The organism is Paraglaciecola psychrophila 170 (genome assembly GCF_000347635.1).
Taxonomy (GTDB): domain Bacteria; phylum Pseudomonadota; class Gammaproteobacteria; order Enterobacterales; family Alteromonadaceae; genus Paraglaciecola; species Paraglaciecola psychrophila.
Map to the genome: position 1 here is coordinate 4,822,865 of NC_020514.1, position 26,301 is coordinate 4,849,165.

Consider the following 26,301-nt stretch of genomic DNA (forward strand, 5'->3'; position numbering starts at 1 on the left):
ATAATTAACTGATATGTCAACTACGGTACCTACTTTTATACCATTGATCTCGTCAATGTTAACGTTACCTGCAACAACCCGCATTTTATCTGCTTAATCAAAATAACTGGCGTCAGTGTAAAGTTAACTATTCACCATACTTTTTCTACTTCAATAGAAATAAGTAAAATAACATATGGCAAGATTAGTGAGGGTTTCACCAGTTAATGTCGCACAACACGGCATTCAACGAGGTAATAGCGGGATGACTTATTTTAGTGATCTAGTCTTAGCTGCCTTGAGGAATATTACAAAAAAGTGTCAGGTAAAAGTTCATGCATGACTATTGAATACATTAGGCAAAGAATCCAAATTGTGTACTCCTCATCAATTGTATATGGCTTTAGGTAAAGAACGTGAGGGATAGAAGCATATCGTAAATTGTTTAAATATCATGTAGAAGGCAAATTATTAGAAGATATAAGAAATAGAATTAATAAAGATATGATCGCAAATAATGATAAATTCAATTAGGAAATAAGGCGTCTAACCGGACGAAGAATGACGACTAGAAAGAGTGAAATACAGATGGAATAAAAAAAGAGGCTCAATTAAATTTAACATTACGCTGACCTTGGTTAGTTAACCCTAGCTAAAATGCCTCTTTCAATAGACTCAACATGTCATCTACCGACAGCTTAGTGACTGCTTCGTTACCCGATAGTAGTTTGTCTGCTAAGTCGCGTTTATGCTGATGCAGCGCGACAATTTTTTCTTCTATGGTATTTTGAGCAATAAGCCTATAAATGGTTACTGGGCGGGTTTGGCCTATTCGGTGAGCGCGGTCAGAGGCTTGTTCTTCTACCGCTGGATTCCACCATGGGTCCATGTGTATTACGTAATCTGCAGCGGTTAAGTTTAAGCCTGAGCCACCGGCTTTAAGGCTGATTAGAAATATATCTCCTTCCCCACTTTGAAAGGCGTTAACACTTTTTTGCCTTTTTTTCTGCGGTGTGGAGCCATCTAAATATTGATAACTAAAGCCTTTGGCTTCAATGTGTTGTCTGATTAATTGTAAGTGCCCAACAAACTGGCTAAAAATGAGCGCTTTATGATTGTTTAGTTTTAGCTCTTCTAATAACTCATCAAGGGCGGCTAGTTTGGCGCTGGGTATGTCGGTTTCGGCCATCACTAATTTAGGGTGGCAGCAGGCTTGGCGTAGTTTCACTAACTCGGCGAGCATTTTAATTCGCTGTTCGCCTGCATTGGCTTGTTGCTCGTTTTGGCTGATGTTGTCTATTGCATTGAGTCTCAGCGCTTCGTAAAAATCACGCTCTTGGGGACTCATTTCTACTCGAATATTAATTTCAGTACGGGATGGTAATTCAGTTAATACTTGGTTTTTCATGCGCCGTAAAATAAACGGTTGGATCAGCGCTTTAAGTGCTTGGCTGGCTTTACGCGCGGCGAGCGGCTCTTCGTTTGCGTTTTCAATGGGCACTGAAAAACGTTCCCCAAAGCGTTTTATGTTACCCAGCAAACCAGGGTTAATAAAGCGGAATAAGCTCCATAGTTCGGTTAAGTTGTTTTCAATGGGTGTGCCGGTAGTGATCATTTTAAAGTCGCTTTTTAATGCGACGGCGGCTTTCGTACGTTTGGTTAATGGGTTTTTTAATGCTTGGGCTTCGTCGGCTACTATACTGTGCCAGTGAACGCCTTTCAGTATTTCATGTTCCCTTTGAAGCAGACCGTAGCTTATAATCACGCAGTCAAACGGACTTAACTCGTTTAACAATTTTTGACGCTGGACGGTGTTAGCTGTGTCGGCAAATATTTTGATATTCAGCGTAGGCGCAAATTTTAACGCTTCTTGTTGCCAGTTAAAACAAACTGATGTGGGAGCTATGACTAAACTGGGACCTTGCTTAGCCCGCGACAGTAAAATAGCAAGGGCTTGTAACGTTTTACCCAAGCCCATGTCATCGGCTAAACAAGCCCCTGCGCCCCAATGCGCAAGACGCGATGCCCAGTCAAACCCCACTAGTTGGTAGTCACGTAATTGCGCTTGAAACGTCGAGGGGATTTGCGGTTCAATCGTATTCGCTTGGTGCATTTTTAGGGTTTGCTCATCCCAGGCATGAATTGTTTTCATGCGCATCCCTGTTGTGGCTTCCTCCATTTGCAAGCTAGCTAATGGGTGAAATTTACCATCATCGGTGACTTGATTGATTAATTCGAGTTTGTGGCGAAGATCATCAGACAGGGCGAGTATTTGATCTTGGCCAAGCTCTATAAAGCGACCATTACTGGTTTTGACCAGTTCAAGCAGTTTTCGTAGGTCAAGTACTTGCTCATTGTCTATTTGCAAGTCGCCAGTAATATCAAACCACTCGTTTTTTTGACTAAATGAAATTTGTAAGTGTGCGCTGTCTAATTTCTTGGTTAAGCTTACTTTTTTGCCTTTTGGCCAGCGCAGCACTAAATCAAAGGGTGCTTGAGTAATGGCCATCTCTAACTGCTCTAGCGCGACTAGCGCAGTTTGTAGATCGTCTAATAGTAAGATGTTATCTGGCATATTTAAAAAAGCGGGACAAGCTTGGTCGAGTTGGTCCAATAATGTTTCTTCGCGCACTAGGTCACGTTGGGTTGCCATGCGCTTACCGTTTAAATCGGTAGTCAAACTGGCATTACCAACCGCAGGTTTGAATGCAGGCCCTGTTTCACCAAATGGCATCACCACACAGGTAAATGTTAGCCCGTTTTTGATTGGATGAATATTCACCACTAAATTGGGGTCGCATTCATGGGTTTCTAACCCGGTATCCAGCTCTGTGATATCAGATTGAATATTTAAAAATGGCGCAATAGCCGCAATACCTGCTAGCGCTTTTTGCTTAGCACTGATTGGAATTAACAAACCTGCCTCGCCAATGATGTCGGCCACTTTGAGATGTTCAGCCGAAAACACCGTAAGCTGATATTGTGTATCAGTAACAGACTTTAAATCGTAAGCGGGCTGCCCCTCGTCACTGCTAATATCATCGGGTAAATCCGCGATACTTAAACAAAGTTGGTCTCCATGCTGACTAACCAATAATTCAGGCTCGCGCTTGATGATTTCAATAACTTGGCTTAAATCACCTGATTGGTATAAGTTGTCTATTCCCACTGCTGCTTTGAGTGCCGACAATCCTTGCAGTGTGTATTCAAGTTTTGAGTAATATCCCCAACTTTGATGAGCATCGATTGCACGACAAATTTTCTTATCGCTTTCGCTTAAGTAGTCGAATAATGCGGTTTCTTCTTTCAAACGCTTTAACGAAACGACTCGACCTTTGCTCCAACCTGATTTATTAAACTTTTGCTCACGAGCCGTTAATGTATGGCCATAACTCTGCTCAAATTCCCAAATCAAACGCACTGGCTTGACTGTTTTTACTGCATTCGGTGCCACATTTTTTTCAGCATTTGGATTCAGTGCAATTAATTTATCTAGCGCTAAGTCCCACTCTGATTTAATTTCTATCAGGTTGCTGACATCGATTAATACCGATTCGGATGCAAGGTCTGACTGTTTCTTCAGATCGGGCTTTTCATCAATGAAACTCGCTGCCATTTGACAACATATTTGTGCAAATAAGGGGTAAGCCAGTTGCTTAAAATGTGCTTGGTATCTTAATGCTACTTTAGCCCATCCTGGGCCTTTGCTTTGGTTACACCAAACCTGCGCCAATAAATAATTAAAATAGCAAAGCTGATGAGAGAAAAAATCAATCTCATCATCAACGCTATTAAATTCAATATTTATATTATATTTTTCGCCCGACAGTAAGCTCTGAATCGGTTTAACAACACCTTGCCCTATATAGAAAAAATCATTATCAGATTTACGGTCGCTGTCTTCAAATTCAACTTGTTGTATGGCATTTGAAAAATAACTTACATCCTGTTGGTTCCCTTGAACCATCAATGCCAATTTATAGAAATACCCCAACACGTCATTTAAATACTGTTTTTTGCGTTTTGTCAGTTTGTTTTTAGCGAGCATAGCTTGCTCAAAATAATCAATAGCTTGCTGGTTTTCACCGACTAAAAAGCAATATGTACCTTGTAACTGCAAGCCGTAACTGCTGATATCTTGGATAACTTGTATGCGCTCAAAATCGCTAAATCGCATTTGATACAAATACTGTTCTGCCAATAAATGATGGCAGTCGATATTGTATAAGGGGCTTATTCTGTCAGAATTTGCAGCGCAAACTTGCTCTAATAATTGCACCGGGTAAGCACAACTTTGCCCTTCTACTTGAAAAGTTCTGATCAGGGTGGCAAACGCCTGGTATTGCAGCACCTTAGGTAATTCTAAAAACGTGCTTAAATCAAAGGGTAAAAATAGAATTTCAACTAAAATTCGATTTTGCTTATGATTAATAATTTGTGGGTTTTTATTGAGCGCTAAGGCAGCTGTAAGCTGTTCTGTTTGATTCAAATAATAGAGGTCTCGGATAACTCTGCTTCTATCGACCTCTCTGTTCTGCCAACTGTAGCTGTCTACCACTGGCACAACCTGTTCAACGGCTGTGATGATCTCAAGTAAGGTTGAATGTGATTGGCCATGAGCTGTAAGCGTAAATAGTGCGTGAAATTGATCTATCTCAGCGGTTAAACGGTTGGTAAGCAATCTATTGAGTTGTAGTCCCTCTCGGTTAGGGATCAATAACGACAGTTGAGTCAATTGCTCTTTTTGCTGCACCGTTAAACGATACTCTTTTTTTGCTTGCGGCAAAAAACCTCTACTGTCTAATATATCAATTACATGCGCTAACTTGTTAATGCCAATAGGTTTATACACCACAGCTAAAATCATCAACATGGTTTGTTCCGCTGCATTTAGCTCTAAGAAAGCGTGATATAAAGATTCTATTTGTAGATGGATTGATGGCTGGATTAAAACAGCAAGCTTCATAGTAGTGTGGTTCTTAATGAATATTCGTTTTTCAATGACGTGAAATTAACAAAAATTGCCTTCGTAAACAATGGATCTCACCGATGCAAAATAAGATTTCTATAAACGTATGAATTTCACACAAAAGGTCTTGATTTTAATAGAGATTCTGTGTTTTAGCATCAAGTACTGGGATTAATGATTAAACTTATTTAAAGCCATAGCCACATTATGAGTGGCTTGTTTAGCGCGAGCGCTTACAGCTGTCACTGATATAAAACCATGCATACAATCAGCATAGTGTTCGTGATGTGTTGATATACCTGCCGCTTTTAGCCGTACGGCATACTCTATACCATCATCTCTTAATGGATCAAATCCTAGGGTTAAGATATAGCTGTCTGGAGACTCGCTAATGTCGTTTGTTATGAGCGGGCTTACTAGTGGAAGCGCGGCTTCGTCTAAAGAATTTAAATAATGTTGTCTAAAATAATCCATCAGATCCCGCGTTAGCAGTAACTGTTTATTGAAACGTCGATAAGACTCCGTCAGGCCTTGCAAGTCGAACATGGGATACAATAAAAACTGAAATTGCGGTTTTACTTTGCTCTGCACCGGCAGCTGTGTGTGTGTAATGTACTGAGTCCAATTAAACATGCTAGATACGCGCCTGCACTGTCGCCACCGACACCGATGTATTTTGGATGGATATTCAGTGCTTTGTGATTGTCATGGATATAGTTCCAAGCATCAATCGCATCGCAAATTGGCGTTGGAAATTTATATTCAGGGGACAGTCGATAATCCACAGAAATAATATTCATGTTGCCGTGTTTGGCTAAATATCGGCAAAATCGATCATGCGTATTAATACTGCCAATGACGCAGCCCCCCCCATGAAAATATACTAACGTTTTAAGAGGCGTTTTTTCTATTGGATTTATTGGATAGTACGTACGAATTTTTATGGTTGTAGCGTCACTGTTATGAGTACTAACAGGGATATTCAAATCAACAACTTTGTGCATCTCAATTTTCTTAAGTCCTAACATTCGATCCATCATCGAAAATATAGGTCTGAATAATTTGGGTGGCAGCTTGTGAAGTGGTGGCATGAATGACAATAGCTTCGCAATCATTAATTGTTTAGCTTCTAACTGCTCACTCTGCAATTTTTTACTTTCTTGGTATTTTTCGTCTTCTTCGTTTTTTTCATTTTCTTTGTTGAAATCATTCATTCTGCATGACCTTTTTTACGATTCTTTCGGTGGGAAAAAAATTCTTTATCGACTCAAAAATTTCATAACTAAGCGATTGATATACGCGGGAGAAACAGTTCTCAGGAAATGCAGTAAACCATAAGATACGCTGACTGTTCTATGCGTATTTGGCTGCCTTACTTGTTTATCAATCACAGCCACTACGTCTTCAGCCGTTAGATGAGTGCCTAATCGTTGCATTACTTTTGCAGTCTTTTTCTGTGAATTGAGCATATTAGTAGCAACAAATGGCGGCATGACATCACAAACTCGAATGCCATATTTTTGCCATTCTAGTTCTAGCGCCTCCGTTAGCGCTTTTACTGCGAATTTACTGGCCGAATAGCTGGCTAATTCTGGCACACCATAATCGCTGCTAGCTGATGACATATTTACAATGGTGCTTTTGTTATTATCTTTGCCGCTATTTTTGTTATTATTTTTTAAGTACGGCCATGCTGCTTGGCATAAATTTATCACCCCCACTACATTGACACTGATAACTCGCTGGTGCTGGTTGTTATTTATATCTTCAAATGCGCCAACGTCTAGAATGCCAGCATTATTCAATAACACTGATAAGCTATTATCATTCCCTTTACAAAACTCAGACATGACTTGCTGAGCTTGTGAAAAATCACTCACATCCAATGGGTATAAAGAAATCCGCGCCTTATCCCATTCTTCAGTTACTTCTTCTAAGAGGGAGAAATTTAAGTCGGCCATAGCAACCACATAACCCATTTTATGAAAATGCCGAGCCGCTGCTAAACCGATACCGGCAGCTGCACCTGTAATAAATATGCTGTTTGTGTTCATGTAAGAGGCCCAGAGTTAGCTATCAAAATGACCTTGTCTGAATGACCGTGTTTCAATATGTTCCATCTGGGGCTCTTTCATTTCATCGATCCATCTGCGCCATGTATATGGCCATAAAATGGGGTCGCCGTCGGCATCTAAATACCAGCTTTGACATCCACCCACCCAACTTGTGCCTTTCAAACCTTTTTTTATATAGGCAGTGAATTCGTCAATGGCCTCTTGCTTAGCTTCAAATTCATCAAATTCATGATGACGCCATTTATCAATCATTTTTATAAGGTAATCGGCTTGCACTTCGCTCATAGCGATAACAGAAAAGTTACCAATTGGTGTGTTTGGACCTAACATTAAAAAGAAATTTGGGTAGCCACTTAGCATCATTGAACGATAGGCTTTGATTTTATGTTCCCAAGCTTTATCAATATGCAAATTATTGCGCCCGATTAGGTTCATGGGACGCATAAAATTAAAGGCATTGAACCCAGTCGATAAGACCAGAACGTCTAATTCATGATGTTTACCGTCTTTGGTGATGATGCCAGTTTCAGTGACACGCTCAATTGTGTCAGTAATTAATTCCGCGTTAGGCTTTTGAATAGCTTTATAAAAGGTGGTATTGATGATGACCCGCTTACAACCTACTTGATAGTTTGGTTGTAATTTTTCACGCAATCTCTTGTCTTTTATACTGAATCTTAAGTTGGCTTTGCATAAAAAATTTAATACATGTTTTTGTATAAAGTGACCGGTTACTGCTTTGGTAAAAAAGTGCTCTAAAAAAGCTTTCCCCAGATTACGATGCATTTTTGTGAGCAAAGGAAAACGGGTCATCAATTTTCTCATGGTTTTTGAGAACTTAAAATCTGGTAAGTGCATTAACCATTGTGGAGTGCGTTGAAAAACGGAAACTTTAGCCCCTGTATTAATCAGTTCGGGGATAGTTTGTGCGGCAGTGGAGCCAGTACCAATCACACCAACACGGGTTGAATCAGATATTTTTACGTCATGATCCCACTGTGCTGTATGAAACTTAGCGCCTTTGAAGTCATCAATTCCTGGAATATCTGGAAACTTAGGGTGATGCAATATACCCGTCGCACACACAATAAAATCCGCTACATAGGTTTGCTCTTTGCTGGTTTTAACTGTCCATTTCCCACGATCATATTGCGCATCGGTGACCTCCTCATTAAATCGGATGTCGCGTTTCACATCATATTTATCAGCCACGTTTTCAAAATAGTCTCTTATTTCTGGCCCACGGGCAAAAAAACGGCTCCAGTTTGGGTTAGGTTCAAACGAATAGGTATACATGTGAGCGGGCACATCGCACGCTGCCCCAGGGTAGGTATTTTCTCGCCACGTGCCGCCCACTGAATCCTTTTTTTCTAAAACAACAATGTCAGTAATACCCGCTTTACGCAGTTTAATGACCATGAGCATCCCCGTCATGCCTGCACCAATGATGACAACTGACGGGTTACGTTTTACTTGGGGCATGAGGCACCTTAAATATTATTATCGCTGTTCGTTATGGCTACTTTGACTGTGATTAAGCTATGTTTCACGATTCAAAGATAATTAACATATTGTATACATATCTAGAATAGAAAATTATTCATCATTGATCTACGCTCTAAATAGACTTATATTTGTGATTTTAAGACATACTCATCATATATTATGACAATTCGTAACATTACTAGTGTGCAAATTATTATTGCCTATGGCGCTGAGCTGGGGATTGACGTGGACCTTTTACTGCAAGGCTCGGGGCTGGTGAGCTCTCAACTAACCGCTCACGACGAGCAGGTTGAAGACAAACAAGAGTTACATGTACTTAAAAATTTAATGATGAATTCCACCAGCCCATTTAAGGTAGGAATGGAATTGGGCAGCCGTTATCACCTTACCAGTTATGGCATCATGGGTTATGCCCTGTTAGCGAGCAGCACCCCGAGAAAAGCGATTGAATTAGGTTTACGTTTTTTAGATTTAACCTATGTCTATTCAAAAATTGAGTTAATAGAGATTAATCAGAATTTATCTCTTAGGTTTTCATGTGATATTGCGGGTGAATTAGGAAAACTTATTTTAGCTAGGGACATGATGGGCGCTGCTATGATCCAAAGAGAAGTGTTTGAAAGTGGCTATTTACCTATAAACTTACAATTCACGTCACCTCAACCACCGGACTTATCACTAGATGCTCTGCAGCAATTATTGGGGGCTGAAATTCAATTTGATGCAAATTTTAACGGCATTGCTTGGGTGGCCAAGCAGATGGATCTCCCCTTGGTAAAAGCGAATGCTGCAACCGCTAAAATATGTGAACTACAATGCAGTCAGTTGCTGCAGCAAAAACAAAATTGGAAACCCATAGAGAAGCAGGTTAAAGACACTTTACTGCACCTCGGCTTAACCTCGTCTATGCAAGATATAGCAGATTATTTATCCCGAACAACTCGCACATTACATCGCCAACTAAAACAAGAGCAAACAAGTTGGCGACAAGTGCGTGATGAGGTGCGTATAGGCATAGCAGAAGAGCTGTTATCAAACCCAATGAAATTGGATGAAATTGCCGAGCGACTAGGCTTTAGCGATGGTGCTAATTTTAGCCACAGCTTTAAGCGCTGCAGAAATATAACTCCAAGCCAGCACCGAAAGCAGTCAAAAAACAATTAAAAAGCACACAACACCTAACATCTTATAAAAAAAATACTAAATAGTAATATTCGGAATTTTATACTTCCTTTACTCAGTAATTGTTGAAGGGCTGTAACGTTTAAATCATCAAAAAAATTTAAAAGCTCCATCACACAAACGTATTTCATTAACTCCTTTTATTCGGTCTTTTACTACTTTTGAGTGTTTTTAACATTTTAATCATTTCCCCTAAGCTTGGCGTTAATTGCCGTGAGCGCATACGCCACAAGCCAATATCACTGCTAATGCTAAACGGTAACTCAATAGCGGTCAGAGAACGTTGTTGCCATTCATCCCGATGCAAATCACCAACTGCAATAGTAATTAAACCATTTTGTTCAGCTAATTCTAATGCTTGGGGCAAATCAGTCACTTCGAAATCGGGTTTATTAGAATTTAATAAAAAGGTTTGAAATTGTGGGGGTAAATGCCGGATATAACGTTGCGGAATGGGTGGTAACACCCATTTATGTTGAAACAAATAATCCAGCACTGGGGTTTGCTGATGAATGGGATGATCATGATTGGCGACCACATAAACAGGGGCTTGAAGCAGTGGAATGACTTCATAGGTCTGGGGATCATGCAGCGTATGTAATTCCCCTACATCATATAACAAGCAGTCATATGAATGATTATCAAGGCCATGTTTAAGATCCTCAAAGCGTCCCGTGCTGGCATGAATTTGTATATCCGCATCACGGCTAATAATTTCATGAATTAACGGTTTTAGGAGCAACTCATGGATCAACGGCCCGCAACCAATATTAATAATGCCTTTTTCACCATGACTAAAAAAACGCGCATGGGACACCAATGTTTGCATGGCTGAAATACAGTCTAACGCATCTCGATAAAGCGCTTTACCTGCTGGGGTGGGTGCAACATCACGGGTATGGCGGTCAAAAAGTAAAACAGCCAACTGTGACTCAAGCTTTTGAATACTTTTACTGATATTCGATTGCGTGACACCAATGGCACCGGCAGCTTTAGTCAGATTACGATGTTCATAGACACTGACAAAATGTTCCAGCAGTTTGATGTTCATTGTTTCTCTTTAGTTTGTTTGGCTTCATCTACCTTTAAAGTTTTTGGAATTATTATATTCCAAAATAGAATGACTATTCAAGTTACATTATTTTTCTTTAACAGTAACGCTGCGGTTTTAATGATGGTTCAACTCAATTGGTTTATACGTGTCGTGGTTATCACGTCGCTCTTGCTTAACACTCATGTTGTGTCTGCAACACAACGTCTAAGTTCAAACTCAAGTAAGCTCAGTAACACTAAGGCTGATAATAAAAAACCAAATTTTTTAATTATTTTAGCTGATGATTTAGGATATTCCGACATCAGCAGCTTCGGTAGTGAAATCGATACCCCAGGTATTGATTCGCTAGCAAAGAGCGGTGTTAAATTCTCTAATTTTCATGTGGCAGCAACCTGCTCTCCTACTCGCAGCATGTTGCTGACAGGAGTGGACAATCACCTTAATGGCCTTGGTAATATGCGAATTATTATGGATGATAATCAATTTGGGCAACCAGGTTATGAAGGTGAACTCAACACTCGTGTAGAAACTGTTTCGACTATTTTGCAGCGTAATGGTTACAGTACGTATTTATCTGGGAAGTGGCATTTAGGCATGCAGACGGATAACTTACCGGTTAATCGAGGTTTTGATCAATCGATTTCGTTAATGGAAACCGGTGCTGATAATTGGGAGAAAAAGCCTTATTTACCCCATAACAAAAATGTTCATTATTTTGATAACGCCAATGAAATCAACTTACCGGAAGATTTTTATTCTTCAGATTTTTATACCGACAATATCATGGGATATTTACAACAACGCGATCCTAAAAAACCATTTTTTGCCTACTTGGCTTTTACGGCTGTGCATTACCCACATCAAGCACCAAAAGCATTAACCGAAAAGTACCTCGCTAACTATCAAGATGGTTGGGATGTGATTAAATCTAAACGTTACGCCCGTCTAGTGCAGCTTGGTTTGATGCCGCCGGGGTTAGAAGCATTGCAGTTACCAAGGGTTGAACAGTGGAGTACATTGTCTAAAAAAGACCAAGCTTATCGCACCAAACAAATGGCCGTATATGCTGCCATGGTCAAACGGATGGATTACAACATTGAGCGCTTGTTATCATATCTAAAACAAGCGGATTTATTTGATAATACCGTCATCATGTTCATGAGCGATAACGGGGCAGATAACAATGAAATTGAAAAAATATTTCCTGATTATATTCAGAAAAATTTTACCACTGATATTGAAACACTAGGTGAGAAAGGCAGTTATGCTAACTACGGACCAAGTTGGGCAAATGTATCGATGACACCTTTGAGTTGGTATAAAGGTTCAGCATCCGAAGGCGGGATGCGCTCACCATTAATTGTGCATTACCCAAAACAATTACAACAAGGCTTAGTCACACATAGCTTTAGTTACATTACGGATATTGTGCCAACAATATTGGATTTAGCTGGCTTAACCAACGCGGTAGATAAATTTAAAGTACCGATCATGGGCCGCAGTCAAGTCGGGGTGTTAACAGGCGTAAACGAAACTGTCTATGCCGAAAAAGATGTGGTTGCTTATGAACTTGCTGGCAGCGCAGCTTTGTTTAAAGGAGATTACAAATTAGTACGCAACTTTCCTCCATTTGGGGATAAACAATGGCGCTTGTTTAACATTAAAACCGATCCTGTGGAGCGTTATGATTTAGCCACAGCCCAACCCAAACGCTTCCAAGAGATGTTGCTTGATTATCAGGTGTATCAGAGCGACATTAATATGGTCGAGGTGACTGATGATTATCATGTGATCGAACAGCTGGGTAAAAATCTAAAACGAATCAAAGACCATCAGCATTAAAAAAATGTAAGCTTAATGACAATGTCTGGATGGACCATCTAGACTAATGAAATGCAATTTACGTTTGTTGGAAATGTCCAATTCCAAGGAAAATCTCAAGACTCTAACCTCAAGACTTCGAGTGATGTTTTAGCTACTTTAAGGTTGCGTTATTCTATTATTTATCTAATCCAAACGGATTATCTATACTATTGCTTGGCTCAGTAAACCATCGTGGGCCCTGGTCGGTCATATAGAAATGATCTTCTAAACGAATGCCAAACTCATCAGGTACCACCAACATGGGTTCGTTACTAAAACACATACCTGTAGCAAGAGGTGTCTTATTGCCTCCGACTAAATACGGCCACTCATGAATGTCTAGACCAATACCATGGCCGGTACGATGCGGGCAGCCGGGGGTTTGATATTCTGGTCCTAACCCTTGTGATGCTAAATAACCACGGGCTGCATCGTCGACGGCTTCGCAAGGTACACCAATTTTGGCGGCGTTAAAGGCTGCGAGTTGTGCGGCTTTTTCATGATCCCAAAACTGTCGTTGCCTAGAGGTTGGCTCGCCAAAAACATAAGTACGGGTAATATCTGATAAATAATTATGCACTTTACAGCCGGTATCTATTAATACCATATCGCCTGCCTTTAGCACCTGTGCATCCTTAACACCATGGGGGAATGACGTGGCGACGCCAAAAAGCACAATACAAAAATAGTTACCCGGCGCACCCACTGCTTGGTGTGCGCGTTTAATAAAAACCTCTACTTCTGGAGTGCTGATACCTGCATAAAGCATACTTGCTGTAGCTTGATGTACAGCAAGTGTCATGTTCATTGCCGCTTGCATTAAAGCTATTTCATTTGCGGATTTGTGCATTCTGCAATGGGCTGTCACTTCTTGTGCATTGATCAGGTTTAAGCCGGTTTGAGCTTTATTGATACCGTCGAATATAAAGAACTGCGCACTTTCATCGATACCTATGGTCGCGGCATCACTTATATCTAATTGCTTTAATACATCTACAAATAAAACGTAGGGGCTTTGGTGTTCTTGCCAGCTATGTATTGGCCCATCTATGACCTTAAAACCATTTAGAGTGCCTATTTCAAAATAGGGCGCTATATATTGCACCATGCCAACTGCAGGCAATATCGCGCCGACCATACGCTCGCTCGCGTACCATTCCATACCCGTGAAATACGTAAGATTTGTGCCCGCATTGAGGTAAATAGCATCAATATTATTTGCTTGCATGTAAGTTTGTGCTTTAGCAATGCGTGCTAGGTGTTCTTTAGGTTGGATTGGAATAAGCGTCTTTGTCATATCACTTAATGTGGCTAATGCTTGCTCTGGTGTTTGAGTGCCTATACCTATGGTTATCATGTTTATCCTTTTTAGATACTTACAAATTACAAACTTAGGGACCGTTTTATGCGATTAATAAGACATATAATATCGCCCTATTGTGCCAGATATGTCGTTAAGAATGTGGTGACACTTTCGGTAACCTTGTATTTATAATGACTGTAATATTTTTGTTCGTTAAACAAAGTATCAATCGAAACCTGAGGACACATATTTATCTCTAAGCACATTTACAAAAATATAGAACCTTTCGTTGATCAAGGATTAGCATTAGCGAAACAAGCAAGAAAACAAGGCGATGTTATAGTTGAGTTTACACATTTAGAAAACGCCCGTGTGTTAGGACAGGCATCCACTCTGTTGCACACCAAAGCACATGCTTTGATGTTGTTTCGGCCGTGAGGCAGGTCAATATTAAAGAGGATTTAGGTCAAGTTATACGTATAGTTGGGGCAGCAACAAAAACTGCTATTGGGTTTATTCCTACAGGAAATACTGATGGGACTAATATGAACCCTTTTAAGGTGTTACCTGTTTCACCTAAACTCGCTGCTATCATAACTAAGGCCAATAGCACAAAAACTGACTAACTCAAAGCCAACCAAACACCTACACCTATCAACAGTGTGCCAGAAATGCCATTCATCCATCTAATATTATTGCCTGTGTTGAGAAGGGTCTTCAAACCCTTTCCTCCTGTTGCATAAATCAACATACAGATAAACTCGCTAAGCATGATAATAATCACTAAGGCCATAAGTTGAAAAGTGATAGGTCGGGTTGCATCTATAAATGGCGGCAAAATAGACAGCATAAAGGCCCATCCCTTAGGATTAGCGATGGCGGTGACAAAACCTTGGGATATTAGGGCATATCGATTAAGCGCTAAGTCCATCTCTGTACTAAGTGACAGCTGAGTACCCGACCAATACATCTTGCAGCCTAAATAAATCAGATACAGGCCGCCTATCCACTTAAACCAAACAAACAATGTGGGGTAATTTAGCATTATTGCGGCAGCGCCCATCACTGCAGATACAGCAACGAGGGCTACGCCAAACACTTCCCCAAGCATCATCCATAAGGTGCGGCGTAAGCCCACTTTCAGTCCCAAGGTCATAGCCAACGTCATACACATACCTGGCGTAATAGAAATAAAAAATATAGTGGGAATAAATACGACGAGTGTGGCAAAAGTTGGCATATAAGATCATCAAAAGAAAAACTAGGTGTATCTTACGGCTCTACCGGTGGTTTGGGAATTTTATAACGTATTAACCTTTAAAATTTCGGCTTAATACCTTTTAAGACTACCTAGCTAACTCTGTTGATACTCACTCCACTCTAGAGTGTGGTAGTCAAAATTTGCATTTAGGGTAGGCTTGACGATATTAAAATAGGGAGACAGGTCAAAATCTCTAGGCACATACGAGCTGTGATGGCGAATTTGTAACACCTCGTCATAAGAGGCTTTACTGTATGTATGTTTGGCTTTCTCAAAAACGGTGTTTGGGCCTTCAAAAGAAAGATTTGGCTCTTCAAAAAAAACATCCGGTAAAATCGGATAACGAATTGATTGAAACGTCTGAGCAATGAACGAACTACAAATAGCGCGAGTTGGATCACCGCTGCCCAGCACAATCATTTTTCTGCGCCAACGTTTGGGTACCGGCGGTGTTTGCACTAGGTAACGCATTAAATCAAACACATTTTTCATATCGTACTGATATCCAACTTGGGCCTTAGCAAACGTAACAGCACTTTCTATTTCTTCATCATTCAGGCCTACCGGGCGACATATCCTAGTGTGTAAGTGTCCATAATGACTCAACGCTATTATCCTTATACCGTCGAGTACATCCGCCTCTACTAAAGTCACCTTGTCACAATTTGGGTCTGCACTATTGCTGTCATCGGCAATACACAAAGCAGCATGGGACCAAGTAGATTGAGTGAGATATTTAATAGCAGTGCTGATCCGACTTGAACCATCCACCAACAATACATCACCTACCCTTATCGTTGCAGCCAACAATTCTGGTTTGCAAGTTGAAGGTTGAATAGACCCGCTCGGCTTTTCCAAATACGTAGCTAAGCCACGGCCAATTTTATTCAATAAACTCATTCGACACTCTTATCTCTTTAAACCGTTTAAGCACTTCTAATAATACGTTCTGAACTAACTAGTCGGAAATTGCCGAGCTGATGTTACTAGTGTGGCCTTTGCCGTCGGCTTCCATGCTTTACCGACATCATCTCTTAAAGATCTCATGTTATCGTAAATTATGTGGGTGAATACAGTAATACCATGTTGGGTAAATCTCCTCTATTTTCTTCTTAAAGGTCAGAGGACACTATCTTGAAGTGCTAAAAAGTCTTCGTAATTTAACGAATTTCTATTTACCAAATTCCTCCCTCACTTGCTTCTTAACACCTAAATTAAGGTATAAAACTTTATGATTATTCACATATATCTTTTTCACCTCATAGGTGATAACTCCTCTACTATCAGTTATATTTGTTTTAAGCACATCATTTAAAGCTGTATACAGCTTAAAAATAAGCAGCAAAATATGACATCTGCAAATTTAACGTTCTTATTTTTACTGCCAACTTTATCTAGGGGCGTATTCTTTATAGATAAAACGTGGACCAGACATTGCCAATAAAAGAGACCCGTATTTTCTTCCTTGGTGAATGGCAAGTTAACCCAAGTACCAATACTTTGCGCCGTGGCGAGCTGATTAAACAGCTTGAGCCCAAGGCAATGGATGTATTACTACTTTTATGTGCGCAGCAAGGTCAAATATTAAGTGCTGATGATATCGCCAGCCGATGTTGGGGTATGGTTATTGGAGACAACCCAGTTCACAAAGCCATTACCCAATTGCGCAAAGCACTAGACGACAAACCCAGCACACCTACTTATATAGAAACCATCCGTAAACGCGGCTACCACATCATTGCCAAGCTAGACTTTCCTCTTGATGATGAGCTTAAAGCCGAACAAAGTAGCTGGCAGGGCGCCTCCCCCTTTCCTGGTTTAGTGGCCTTTGAAGCCAAAGACGCTCAAGTATTTTTTGGCCGTAATACTCAGATTTCAACCCTTTTAGAACGACTATCAAACCAAGTCAGTGCCAAACATACTTTTTGCTTAATTTTAGGCCCCAGCGGCACCGGCAAATCATCTTTAGTAAATGCCGGTTTGTTGCCAGCGTTAACCAGCCAAAATGGGTATAACGGTATTGGCGTGATATCACACACCAGTATTGATTTTGCCGACGTCAACCCTGAACGACTTTTTATCGATTTAGCCTCTGCCCTACTCGACTGGGACGTAAACGATCAGCCAGTATTTGCAGGTATGAGTGCCGAAAACTTGGCCCAACAGCTGCAAAAAGACAGCAATACTTCAATCGAACAATGTATTCAAGCACTTAAACAAACACAGCAAAGTTACAGTAAACCGCTATTTTTATTATTTATCGACCGGCTTGAAGTCCTGTTGTCGTCACCTGTTTTTAGTGATGATGAGCGAGTCGCTTTTTTAGGGTTAATTGAAATCCTCGCCACCAGCGGTGTCATTATTGTCATCAGCGCTTGTCGTAATGATTTTTACCCTTTAGTGGTGAATCACCCCAGTCTAATGGCAAATAAAGGAAACGGTGGGCATTTTGACTTGTTAGCCCCGACCCGCGCAGAACTGATGCAAATGATCAGGTTACCTGCAGTAGCAGCAAACTTAACATGGTCGGTCGATGTTGATTCAGCCACACCTCTTGACCAAATATTATGTGCAGAAGCAGCCAACAACCCAGACGCATTACCCATGTTGCAATACACCTTACAAGAACTATATTTGCAGCGCAGTGAGGCTGATGAATTGCAGGTATCTGTCTATAAATCACTAGGTGGCATTGAAGGGGCAATTGGTAAAAAGGCTGAAGAAATTTATCAGCAATTACCTGCCGATCACCAACCCCAATTAGCAGTGGTGTTATCACGCCTTGTAACACTAAGCCAAGACGGCGAAACCATCACTAGCCGCGCTGCTCGCTGGTCAGAATTATCCCAAGTCAATGAAATATTTTTTGTGCAAGCCATGGTTAACAGTCGTTTATTTGTGTCTCACTTACAAAATAACGAACCTTGTTTTAGTTTGGCTCACGAAGCTTTATTAAGACGTTGGTCCAGAGCCAGTGAATGGATCACTGCTCACAAAGACAGCCTTACGATTAAAAGTCGCTTGCAGCAACTAACCGAACGCTGGCTTAAAGAAGACAGAAGTTCGGCTTATTTACTGCCTCAAGGTAAACCCTTAGAAGAAGCTCTTAGCCTGCAAAGTATGCCGGTGTTTACTTTAGATGCCGGTGAGTTGGCTCTGCTTAATGCCTCACAACAAAAAGTTAAAACCAAACGTTGGTTAACTCGAGCGACTATTACCTTATTGTGTTTTCTAACTTTTACCGCAATATTTATGAGCGTAAAAAGCCAGCAATCTGAAGTATTTGCTCAGCAAAAACGCCTCGATGCAGAAAGTCTACTTGGTTTTATGGTAGGGGAATTTGCAGACAAGTTACGTAGCGTTAAACGTATGGATTTGTTGGATGGGATCAGTAATAAGGCGTTGGAGTATTTTAGTCAACAAGAGGATGAATACGACAGTAGTAGTATATTTTCTCTATCGAATCAAAATTTGAATTTTAAGGCTAAGTTTCAACATGCCCAGACATTGAGTGCTATGGGTGAGGTGGCCTATTCTCGGGCTAAAGCCGATGAGGCTAAGCAGGCATTTACTGCCGCGAAAGTGATATTAAATAAGCTGTATGTTGTACAAGCTGATAATTTAGAGTTGTTAAAGACCTTAGGGGCGAATGCATTTTGGTTAGGACAATTGGCCTATGATCAGAATGATTTTGAAACCGCACAACCATTGTTTGAGTTGTATCGGAACTATAGTGAAGAGATGAAACAGCTAGAGCCAGAGAGCATAGTTGGTTGGATCGAGTTGTCTTATGCACAAAACACGCTAGGTTCCTTATACTTGGAGTTACAAGAATATAAACTTGCAAAATTAGCATTTAAAACTTCGTTATTTCTGAAACAACGTGCATTAAGTCAAAGTCTAGAAAATAGTGACTTACAAATTGACATTGCTGGCACATTGTCTTGGTTGGGTAAAATCGAACTGCATTTTGGAGAGTTGACTGACTCAGTTCAATACATGCAACAAGGGCAAAAAATTTTAGAACAGCTCCTAAAGTCCTCTCCAGACAACGCGAGAATAATGGAATTGCTGATACTTTCAAACATAGCGCAAGCAAAAATATTTAATATCAAGGACGAATATAAGCAGGCTGTCGATAAACTGACAGTAGCAGAAAACCTTTTGCATAAAGCCCTAGAGCAAGATAAAAACAATCAGTATTGGCATTATGATTTATTACGAGTTCACCTTCTTAAGGCCGGCCTAAATGCCAAGCTAGATAATAGATCTGAAATGTTAATAAGTCATTCCTCTGAGTTGACCGACACCACCTTTAGTTACCAACAAAAGTCACTGGCCGTTTCTGTAATGGCAATTGATTACTTTCAAATAAAAGAGCTTTGGCAAGAAAGTAAACAATATATCCATCAAGCGAGCATGGAATTGTTACCTGACGAAAAGAAAATAACAACTAGCTCTAACGAAATACTAATATTGGCCAATTTTGAAGTGTTAGAAGCGAAACAGCTTTTGAAACAAAATCAAAAAACCAAAGCCCACAATGTATGCAAAAAGACCATTCAACGATTGCGCCCCTTAATAAGTAAGAGCCAATCGCCCTACTTTTTAGTGCCCTATGTACAAGCCTATGACTGTATTGAGCAGCTCAGTTTGGTATCTAACGAATTACAACTTTTAGCTAAAATGGGAATTAACGTAAATCAATTCATAACCCAAAATAAGGAAAATTAAGAATGAGTAATTCAAGTAAAAATATAACCGTCACAGTTACCATAGTCGAAGGCGTACCGACCTTTAGTTATGCACCAGATGGTCCAATTATTGTAACTGAATCGACAGATGTGATTTTTACACTGAGTAACACAAGTCATCCGGCAGTATCATTTAAAGAGCCGCTAATTTCTTATGTACCAGTCGATGCTTCTAGAAATATTACTTTAAGCCTTTCTGCAGACGAACAAAGCCTAACACTTAGAGATACTGATATAGATAAGGAAGTAATTGGCGTGCAACTAGTCATTAAGGATGCATATAGAAATACTTACGCTAGTCCCGATCCTCAAATAATAAACAGAGACTGAGTGTAATTTAACTATATATTGAACTAGATTAATCTTTAGTTAAGAGACTGTTAACAGTTGATTTTTGGAGGCTAAATGACTCAGAAACGATCCAGTTTGATTTGTTTGGCGGATACCCCATGTTATCATTGTGTATCACGGTGTGTTCGTCGGTCATTTTTGTGTGGAGTGGCAGCCGCTGTTGATACCTATTCTGGTCAAAGTTATGAGCACAGGAGGGCTTGAGTTGAAGAGCGCTAGTTATTTATTTGTTCTGTGTTTGCCATTGATATTTATTCGCGACATCCTTGTCTCTCACCTTTCAGACCGTCCTTCGAACGTTCAAAAATTAGCTCCTGCATTTTTATTGTGCTTTTCGGTTGATGAGCAATCATGTACATGTAGTTCTGCATGTACATGTTGAAAAAGCTTTAGGCTGGGGTAATAAACAGGTATTGAGCCTTTGGCATACTTTGTATAAAAGCACGTTATTGACTCAAAAATTTATGCGGGTGAATAGTTGAGAAACGTTGAGCAAAGGTGAATTGATTACTTTGCATGACACCATTGCAGAGTATCGCAGACGCTTGCACGACATTAGTTGGTTAATGCGTAACTTGAATGAGCACATTGCCCGAGAAGCAAATAAAGAAGATAACTGCACTGGCATGTTCTGGGGAGGTCGATTCAAATCTCAAGCCTTGTTAGACGAGTTAGCTATATTGGCTTGTATGACTTATGTTGATCTTAATCCAATTCGAACCAAAGTGGCTACAACGCCTGAAACCTCAGATCACACCAGCATACCCAAATGTGTTTAGGCTCTAAAACAGCACCAAGAACAACCTAAATTTATTGCCTTTGCCGGTAATTCCAGAGAAAACATGCCTAAGGGTATAGCTTTTACTCTGTTAGACTATTGTGAATTAGTAGACACCACAGGGCGAATTATCCGCGAAGATAAAGCGGGGCATATAGATCAGCATCAGAGCCCAATACTTTAAAGATTATGTTTGTCTGCTGAAAACTGGCTAATACTCAGCACCGAATTTGAACAACATTTTTGTTACGCCGCAGGCGCGGAGCAAATGATGAATAACTTCAAAATCCATACCCAACGCCAAAGAATACGCGGCATGAGTAAAGCTAAGGTTTTATTATGCAGAGCCTGATATGTTTATCCTGTTCGGTAAATAGCACATACTTTTCACTTATAAATCCCTTGTAAACAACAAGTTAAAATCGGAAGGTTAGCAGAAGGTTACATAACACTATTTTAGATAAGGTAATTATATCGATTCTAACGCCAGCCAATGTAACTGCGATGATCTTTGGTTATTCACAGTGAGGAGCAACCATGAAAACATTTTTACTTTTGTACATCACTTTAGCTTTTATTAGCCAATTTCTATTATTCAGTCCTCTACGGAATATGCTTTTTACTTTATTAAGTGTGGTGTGCATACCCATCATTACTGCATATGCCCTAAAGTGGTTTTTTAGTATTTCGATCAGACCGAGGCCTTATCGCTAATTAGGTTTTCACTCTTCGTAACACCTATATTGTTTATGGAAGCCCTTTCTCAATTTGCCTCTTATTATTTTATTCTTACTTTTTCATGCAAATTTTTTATTACCAACCAATGACTCAAATGTTAGGGCTCTATGTTAGATGTTTGCAAGTTACACCTTTAACAACATCAAAAAAAACCTGAAGATTAAAATTAAATATAATTAAAACAATAAGTTAAAAATAGAAGATTACCAGAAGGTAGTAAGGTGAATTTTTCTTTAGAGTGTTTGATATCAGGTTGATGCCGTAAACACACTAAGGATTTATTGATGACTCCAGCTAACAATTCAAGACAAGATAACAGCCATAAGTCGGACTCATGTTCAGTGATTGAGAAATTCTCTATTTCCCTTTCCAACGAAAAAATAGGTGCATTTATCAACATGATAAATGTTATTGCGGAAGGTATTTTTATTGTCAATGCTGATGGTGTCATAGAAGTCATCAACCCAATGGCAGCGAAATTTTTTGGTGATTCCCAAGACGCTTTAGTTGGGCAGCGGTGGTTTCACTTTTTACACGATCGCCATCGGGAACAATATGAGTATATCTTCCTAAACTGGAAAGATAATAAAAATCAGCCGTTAAGTCATGGTCCCAAAGAAGTGTTATTAACCCGAGCGGATAGCACTTGGTTGGAGGCGGACTTATCTATTTCTTGCTTACCGGAATCACTAACTCAAGGCAGCCCAATGTTTGTTGGGGTGTTACATAACTTAACAGAACATAAGGCAGAATATAGCGAACTGCGTAAGCAAGCCAGTACCGACCATTTAACGGGTTTGGCGAATCGTTATAATCTTGAAAAAACGCTGAACAAAAGCTGGAATGACAGTATTGTGAATGGCCAACCCATTAGTTTAATCCTCATAGACGTGGATTATTTCAAACACTTCAACGACCAGTTTGGCCATGTTAATGGCGACAAATGTTTGCAAAAAATAGCGAAGGTTATCGATACTTGTTTGCCTTCGAACGATAGCTTAGCAGCACGCTATGGTGGAGAAGAGTTTGCCGTTATTCTGCCCCGTAGTCATGCGGCAGATGCCGTGTTAGTTGCAAAGCAAATACAACAGCAAATCAACATCATCAATTTTAGTGAGTTAGGTCTACCTTTAACTCTCAGAGTCAGTGTCAGTCAAGGTATTTCATGCGAACACAGTGGTCAGTATCGCACTCCCGAGGCCCTTATCTGCTCAGCAGATACCGCGTTGTACCGCGCTAAAGCAGAAGGAAGAGACAGAATTAATCTCAGTTTGTAACAGTTGACGTTCCTTGGCCAAGAGGACAGAATAAAATTTTAAACTGCCCCTTGGTCTTTTCACCCTCTCTCTAAAATAAAAATCTCAATAACCTTAGAACCAACATCAAACTGTTAAGAGTGTTCGCTTACATAGCGTTGTAATTGCTGCAAATAACCGTTCTGGGTCGCATCATCTAACCAAGCGACTTTAAAAGCATTGCCCACAAGGGTTACAATTTGTTCCTGAGAAAATTTGCCTTCTTTTTGTAATTGGACCAAGTTTTCATTTAAGTACGCCCTAAAATAAGCAGGATCATCAGAATTAATCGTAACTAACATATCTTTTTTAAGCATTTTGTGGATTTCAACAGAGGTAAGCGACTGCACCACAAACTGATTAGAAACAGGGCACACAGTTAGCCCCAATTTTTTATCTTTGATTAGCTCGCACAACTCCTCGCTTTCTAGTGAGTTAATCCCATGATCGATACGATCTACCTGGATATCACTAATACACTGTTTAATATGTATCAGGCTATCTTGCTGATTAACATCGCAGTGCATAGTGAGCTTTAAGCCCATTGCTTTTGCTTCTCTAAATACATCATAAAATTTTATCGGGGGGTTGTCTCTCTCATCAGAATCTAGTCCCACCCCTACCAATAAGTTACGATAAGGTTTAGCTAACTCTAAATGTTGCATCGCAGACTCAGCACTCATTTCTCGTAAAAAACACATAATTAATTGGCTTTTAATACCCAGTTTTTTTTCTGCATCAACTTGGGCTTGGTGGATACCAGTTATCACGGTATCAAAGCTGACACCTCTGGAGGTATGAGCTTGTGGGTCAAAGAATAGCTCTGCATATATGGTTTCTTGGCTTCTGGCTTTGACCAAGTATGCGTAGGTCAATTGGTAGAAATCATCCTCTTCCACCAGCACATTCATGCCTGCATAATAAATAGCTAAGAATGATGGCAAGTCATAAAAATCGTAGGCAGCCACTAAGGCCTCAGGTGTTTCATAGGCCAACACAACACCGTTTTTGTTGGCTAGTGCAAAGCTTAACTCTGGTTCGAGCGTGCCTTCAAGATGCACATGTAGTTCTGCTTTAGGCATTTTTTCTATAAAATGTTGCATGTCATACTCGCTGAATATTTATTAAGTGTTAACAATCTAAGCAACTTTTATACCCATAAGCTCACACGCTATTTTACTGTGCTAACGAGCAATATGATGCGTTGTTATGAGAAAAAATCACAATAAAAGACGAAAATGCACTGTTTAAGTGCGGTAAATTTTAGAACAAGTTACCCACCAGGTACTCAAGTACTGACAACCGCTAATTGAGTCTGTTCGAGATTCAAAAAATCCAGTAACAACATACTTGTTCGATACGAAGAAAGAATAACTCAAGGTATGAGTTAACTAGAAGACAAGAGAAACACCCTCGTTGGGTGTTTCTCTTGTGCACTCAGATTAAATACTGACTCGCTTATAAAGTCGATATTCTGGCATCCAGAAATTCCGCTCAATACGCTCTGCTAATATTTCATCTGACACTTCCAATGCTAAATTTTGTTGCATCGCTATTTTTGCCACATCAAAGGCAATTTTTTTACTCAACTGTGCGATTTCGCCTACTGCGGGGAGTAACTCACCTTGTCCTGTTGCTGCAAGGGGCGATGCTTCGGCCAATGCTGCACTGGCTGCCATTAACATTTCGTCGCTGATCAAACTGGCTTTGCCAGCAATCACACCTAAGCCAATACCGGGGAAGATATAGCTATTATTACACTGAGCAATGGGATAGATTTTGCCTTGGTATTCAACAGGATTGAAGGGACTACCTGTGGCAACAATGACCTTGCCATCAGTCCATTCAATAACCTGCTGTGGTGTTGCTTCAACTTGGCGTGAAGGATTACTTAAGGGGAAAATAATCGGTAATTCACAGTGTTTTTTCATGCTACGGATAACTTGTTCCGTAAATAGCCCTGCCTGCCCAGACACACCGATTAAAATATCCGGTTGAGCACAATTAACCACATCTAGCAGTGACGCAAACTCACCACTATAAGACCATTCTTTAATTGCATCAGATGGCTGGACCAGACGTTGTTGGAAATCTCGCAGACCTTGCATGCCTTCGGTAAGCAAGCCAAATCGGTCGATCATAAATACTTGACCTCGTGCTTGAGCGTCTGAAATTCCTTCTCTACACATTTGTTGAATAATTTGCTCTGCAATACCACAACCAGCGGACCCTGAACCAACAAAGGCCACTTTCTGTTCAGACAATTTAGATTTTTTGCTTTTGCAAGCGGCCAATATGGTTCCCACTGCAACTGCGGCGGTGCCTTGTATGTCGTCATTAAAACAGCAAATTTTGTCTCTATAACGTTCGAGTAAAGGCATAGCATTAGGTTGAGCAAAATCCTCAAATTGCAGCATAACTTCAGGCCATCTGCGATGAATAGCCTTAACAAACATATCTACAAATTCGTCATACTCTGCTTGACCAATACGGTTGTGGCGCGCCCCCATATACATAGGGTCGGCTAACAACTTTTCATTATTGGTGCCTACATCTAACATAACGGGCAAGGTATAAGCAGGGCTAATACCACCACAGGCGGTATACAAAGATAACTTACCAATCGGAATACCCATACCGCCTATTCCTTGGTCACCCAAACCTAAGATACGTTCTCCATCAGTCACAACGATAACCTTCACCTTACGCTTAGTAGCGTTACGCAAAATATCATCCATTTGATGACGTTCAGAATACGAAATAAACAATCCACGAGAACTACGGTAAATATCCGAAAACTGCTCACAGGCATCACCCACTGTTGGGGTATAGATAATGGGCATCATTTCGTCGATGTGTTCTTTAATTAATCGGTAATACAAGGTCTCGTTATTGTCTTGAATAGCACGCAAATAGATATGCTTATTGATTGGCTCATCAAAGCTGGAATACTGCATATAAGCTCGGTCAACTTGCTCTTTGATGGTCTCGTAACGGGGCGGGATCAGGCCAGTTAAATTGAACGTAATGCGTTCATCAGAACTAAATGCGCTACCTTTATTCAGCAAAGGTGTTTCTAATAGTGAGGGCCCAGAGTGAGGAATGTACAGCGCATTTTTTGTAGCTGAATTTGCCATTAACGTATTGTCCTGTTTGTTCATATTGTTATTTCAGTTCTTTCTGACCACATAGG

General features: G+C 40.2%; 16 protein-coding genes and 2 pseudogenes. 7 read left to right on the plus strand and 11 right to left on the minus strand.

Annotated elements, in window-relative coordinates:
• Positions 1–631: 631 nt before the first annotated feature.
• From C427_RS21160 to C427_RS21175, 5 genes are all read right to left on the minus strand, one after another.
• Entirely contained in the window at positions 632–4,945 is a 4,314-nt protein-coding gene (locus C427_RS21160; protein WP_007641309.1) for a DEAD/DEAH box helicase, read from the minus strand.
• A 174-nt stretch (positions 4,946–5,119) separates the two neighbouring features.
• Positions 5,120–5,581 carry an alpha/beta hydrolase fold domain-containing protein gene (locus tag C427_RS28355; RefSeq protein ID WP_269079237.1) on the minus strand — a complete coding sequence of 154 codons (462 nt, stop codon included), beginning with the start codon at positions 5,579–5,581 and terminating at the stop codon, positions 5,120–5,122.
• On the minus strand, positions 5,524–6,162 hold the full coding sequence (locus tag C427_RS28360) for an alpha/beta hydrolase fold domain-containing protein (protein ID WP_015431305.1): 639 nt from the start codon (positions 6,160–6,162) through the stop codon (positions 5,524–5,526). Before C427_RS28360 ends, C427_RS28355 begins: the two co-directional genes overlap by 58 nt.
• A 45-nt stretch (positions 6,163–6,207) precedes the next feature.
• A complete protein-coding gene (locus C427_RS21170; protein WP_007641313.1) occupies positions 6,208–7,002 on the minus strand; it encodes an SDR family oxidoreductase in 795 nt (264 codons plus the stop codon).
• Positions 7,003–7,017: 15 nt separating this feature from the next.
• Positions 7,018–8,505, minus strand: a complete 1,488-nt coding sequence (locus C427_RS21175) for a flavin-containing monooxygenase (RefSeq protein ID WP_007641315.1) — start codon at positions 8,503–8,505, stop codon at positions 7,018–7,020.
• Between the two features lie 183 nt (positions 8,506–8,688).
• Here C427_RS21175 and C427_RS21180 point away from each other — a divergent pair, with 183 nt between their 5' ends.
• Entirely contained in the window at positions 8,689–9,693 is a 1,005-nt protein-coding gene (locus tag C427_RS21180; protein ID WP_007641317.1) for an AraC family transcriptional regulator, read from the plus strand.
• 148 nt (positions 9,694–9,841) lie between these two features.
• Here the strand turns inward: C427_RS21180 and C427_RS21185 are convergent, their stop codons facing one another.
• Positions 9,842–10,762 (minus strand): LysR family transcriptional regulator, encoded by a 921-nt coding sequence (locus C427_RS21185; RefSeq protein WP_007641319.1) that lies wholly within the window; start codon positions 10,760–10,762, stop codon positions 9,842–9,844.
• A 69-nt stretch (positions 10,763–10,831) separates the two neighbouring features.
• Here C427_RS21185 and C427_RS21190 point away from each other — a divergent pair, with 69 nt between their 5' ends.
• The gene (locus tag C427_RS21190; RefSeq protein ID WP_226991244.1) at positions 10,832–12,607 is read left to right on the plus strand and encodes an arylsulfatase; all 1,776 of its coding nucleotides are present in this window, start codon (positions 10,832–10,834) and stop codon (positions 12,605–12,607) included.
• Between the two features lie 157 nt (positions 12,608–12,764).
• Here the strand turns inward: C427_RS21190 and C427_RS21195 are convergent, their stop codons facing one another.
• Positions 12,765–13,985 carry a M24 family metallopeptidase gene (locus tag C427_RS21195; RefSeq protein ID WP_007641323.1) on the minus strand — a complete coding sequence of 407 codons (1,221 nt, stop codon included), beginning with the start codon at positions 13,983–13,985 and terminating at the stop codon, positions 12,765–12,767.
• Positions 13,986–14,207: 222 nt separating this feature from the next.
• On the opposite strand from C427_RS21195, the pseudogene C427_RS27935 reads away from it, so the two are divergent.
• Positions 14,208–14,557: pseudogene (locus tag C427_RS27935) on the plus strand (DUF3703 domain-containing protein).
• On the opposite strand, the gene C427_RS21205 reads toward C427_RS27935, so the two are convergent.
• Positions 14,554–15,171: a LysE family translocator gene (locus C427_RS21205; RefSeq protein ID WP_007641325.1), complete on the minus strand. Its 618-nt coding sequence runs from the start codon at positions 15,169–15,171 to the stop codon at positions 14,554–14,556. The pseudogene C427_RS27935 and the gene C427_RS21205 sit on opposite strands and share 4 nt — an antisense overlap.
• 114 nt (positions 15,172–15,285) lie before the next feature.
• Positions 15,286–16,092 (minus strand): YiiX/YebB-like N1pC/P60 family cysteine hydrolase, encoded by an 807-nt coding sequence (locus C427_RS21210; protein WP_007641327.1) that lies wholly within the window; start codon positions 16,090–16,092, stop codon positions 15,286–15,288.
• Positions 16,093–16,626: 534 nt separating this feature from the next.
• On the opposite strand from C427_RS21210, the gene C427_RS21215 reads away from it, so the two are divergent.
• The 4 genes and pseudogenes from C427_RS21215 to C427_RS21230 all read left to right on the plus strand — a co-directional run bounded on the left by C427_RS21215 (position 16,627) and on the right by C427_RS21230 (position 23,090).
• Positions 16,627–19,926 (plus strand): nSTAND1 domain-containing NTPase, encoded by a 3,300-nt coding sequence (locus C427_RS21215; protein WP_007641329.1) that lies wholly within the window; start codon positions 16,627–16,629, stop codon positions 19,924–19,926.
• A 2-nt stretch (positions 19,927–19,928) separates the two neighbouring features.
• Positions 19,929–20,276, plus strand: a complete 348-nt coding sequence (locus tag C427_RS21220; protein ID WP_007641331.1) for a DP-EP family protein — start codon at positions 19,929–19,931, stop codon at positions 20,274–20,276.
• A gap of 75 nt (positions 20,277–20,351) precedes the next feature.
• A pseudogene (locus C427_RS26070) lies at positions 20,352–21,427 on the plus strand (transposase).
• 784 nt (positions 21,428–22,211) lie between these two features.
• Positions 22,212–23,090 carry a GGDEF domain-containing protein gene (locus C427_RS21230; protein WP_007641336.1) on the plus strand — a complete coding sequence of 293 codons (879 nt, stop codon included), beginning with the start codon at positions 22,212–22,214 and terminating at the stop codon, positions 23,088–23,090.
• Positions 23,091–23,203: 113 nt separating this feature from the next.
• On the opposite strand, the gene add is transcribed toward C427_RS21230, so the two are convergent.
• Together add and C427_RS21240 are read right to left on the minus strand one after the other, a co-directional pair.
• Positions 23,204–24,211, minus strand: a complete 1,008-nt coding sequence (gene add / locus C427_RS21235) for an adenosine deaminase (protein WP_007641337.1) — start codon at positions 24,209–24,211, stop codon at positions 23,204–23,206.
• A gap of 339 nt (positions 24,212–24,550) precedes the next feature.
• The gene (locus C427_RS21240; protein WP_007641339.1) at positions 24,551–26,245 is read right to left on the minus strand and encodes an NAD-dependent malic enzyme; all 1,695 of its coding nucleotides are present in this window, start codon (positions 26,243–26,245) and stop codon (positions 24,551–24,553) included.
• Positions 26,246–26,301: the final 56 nt, after the last annotated feature.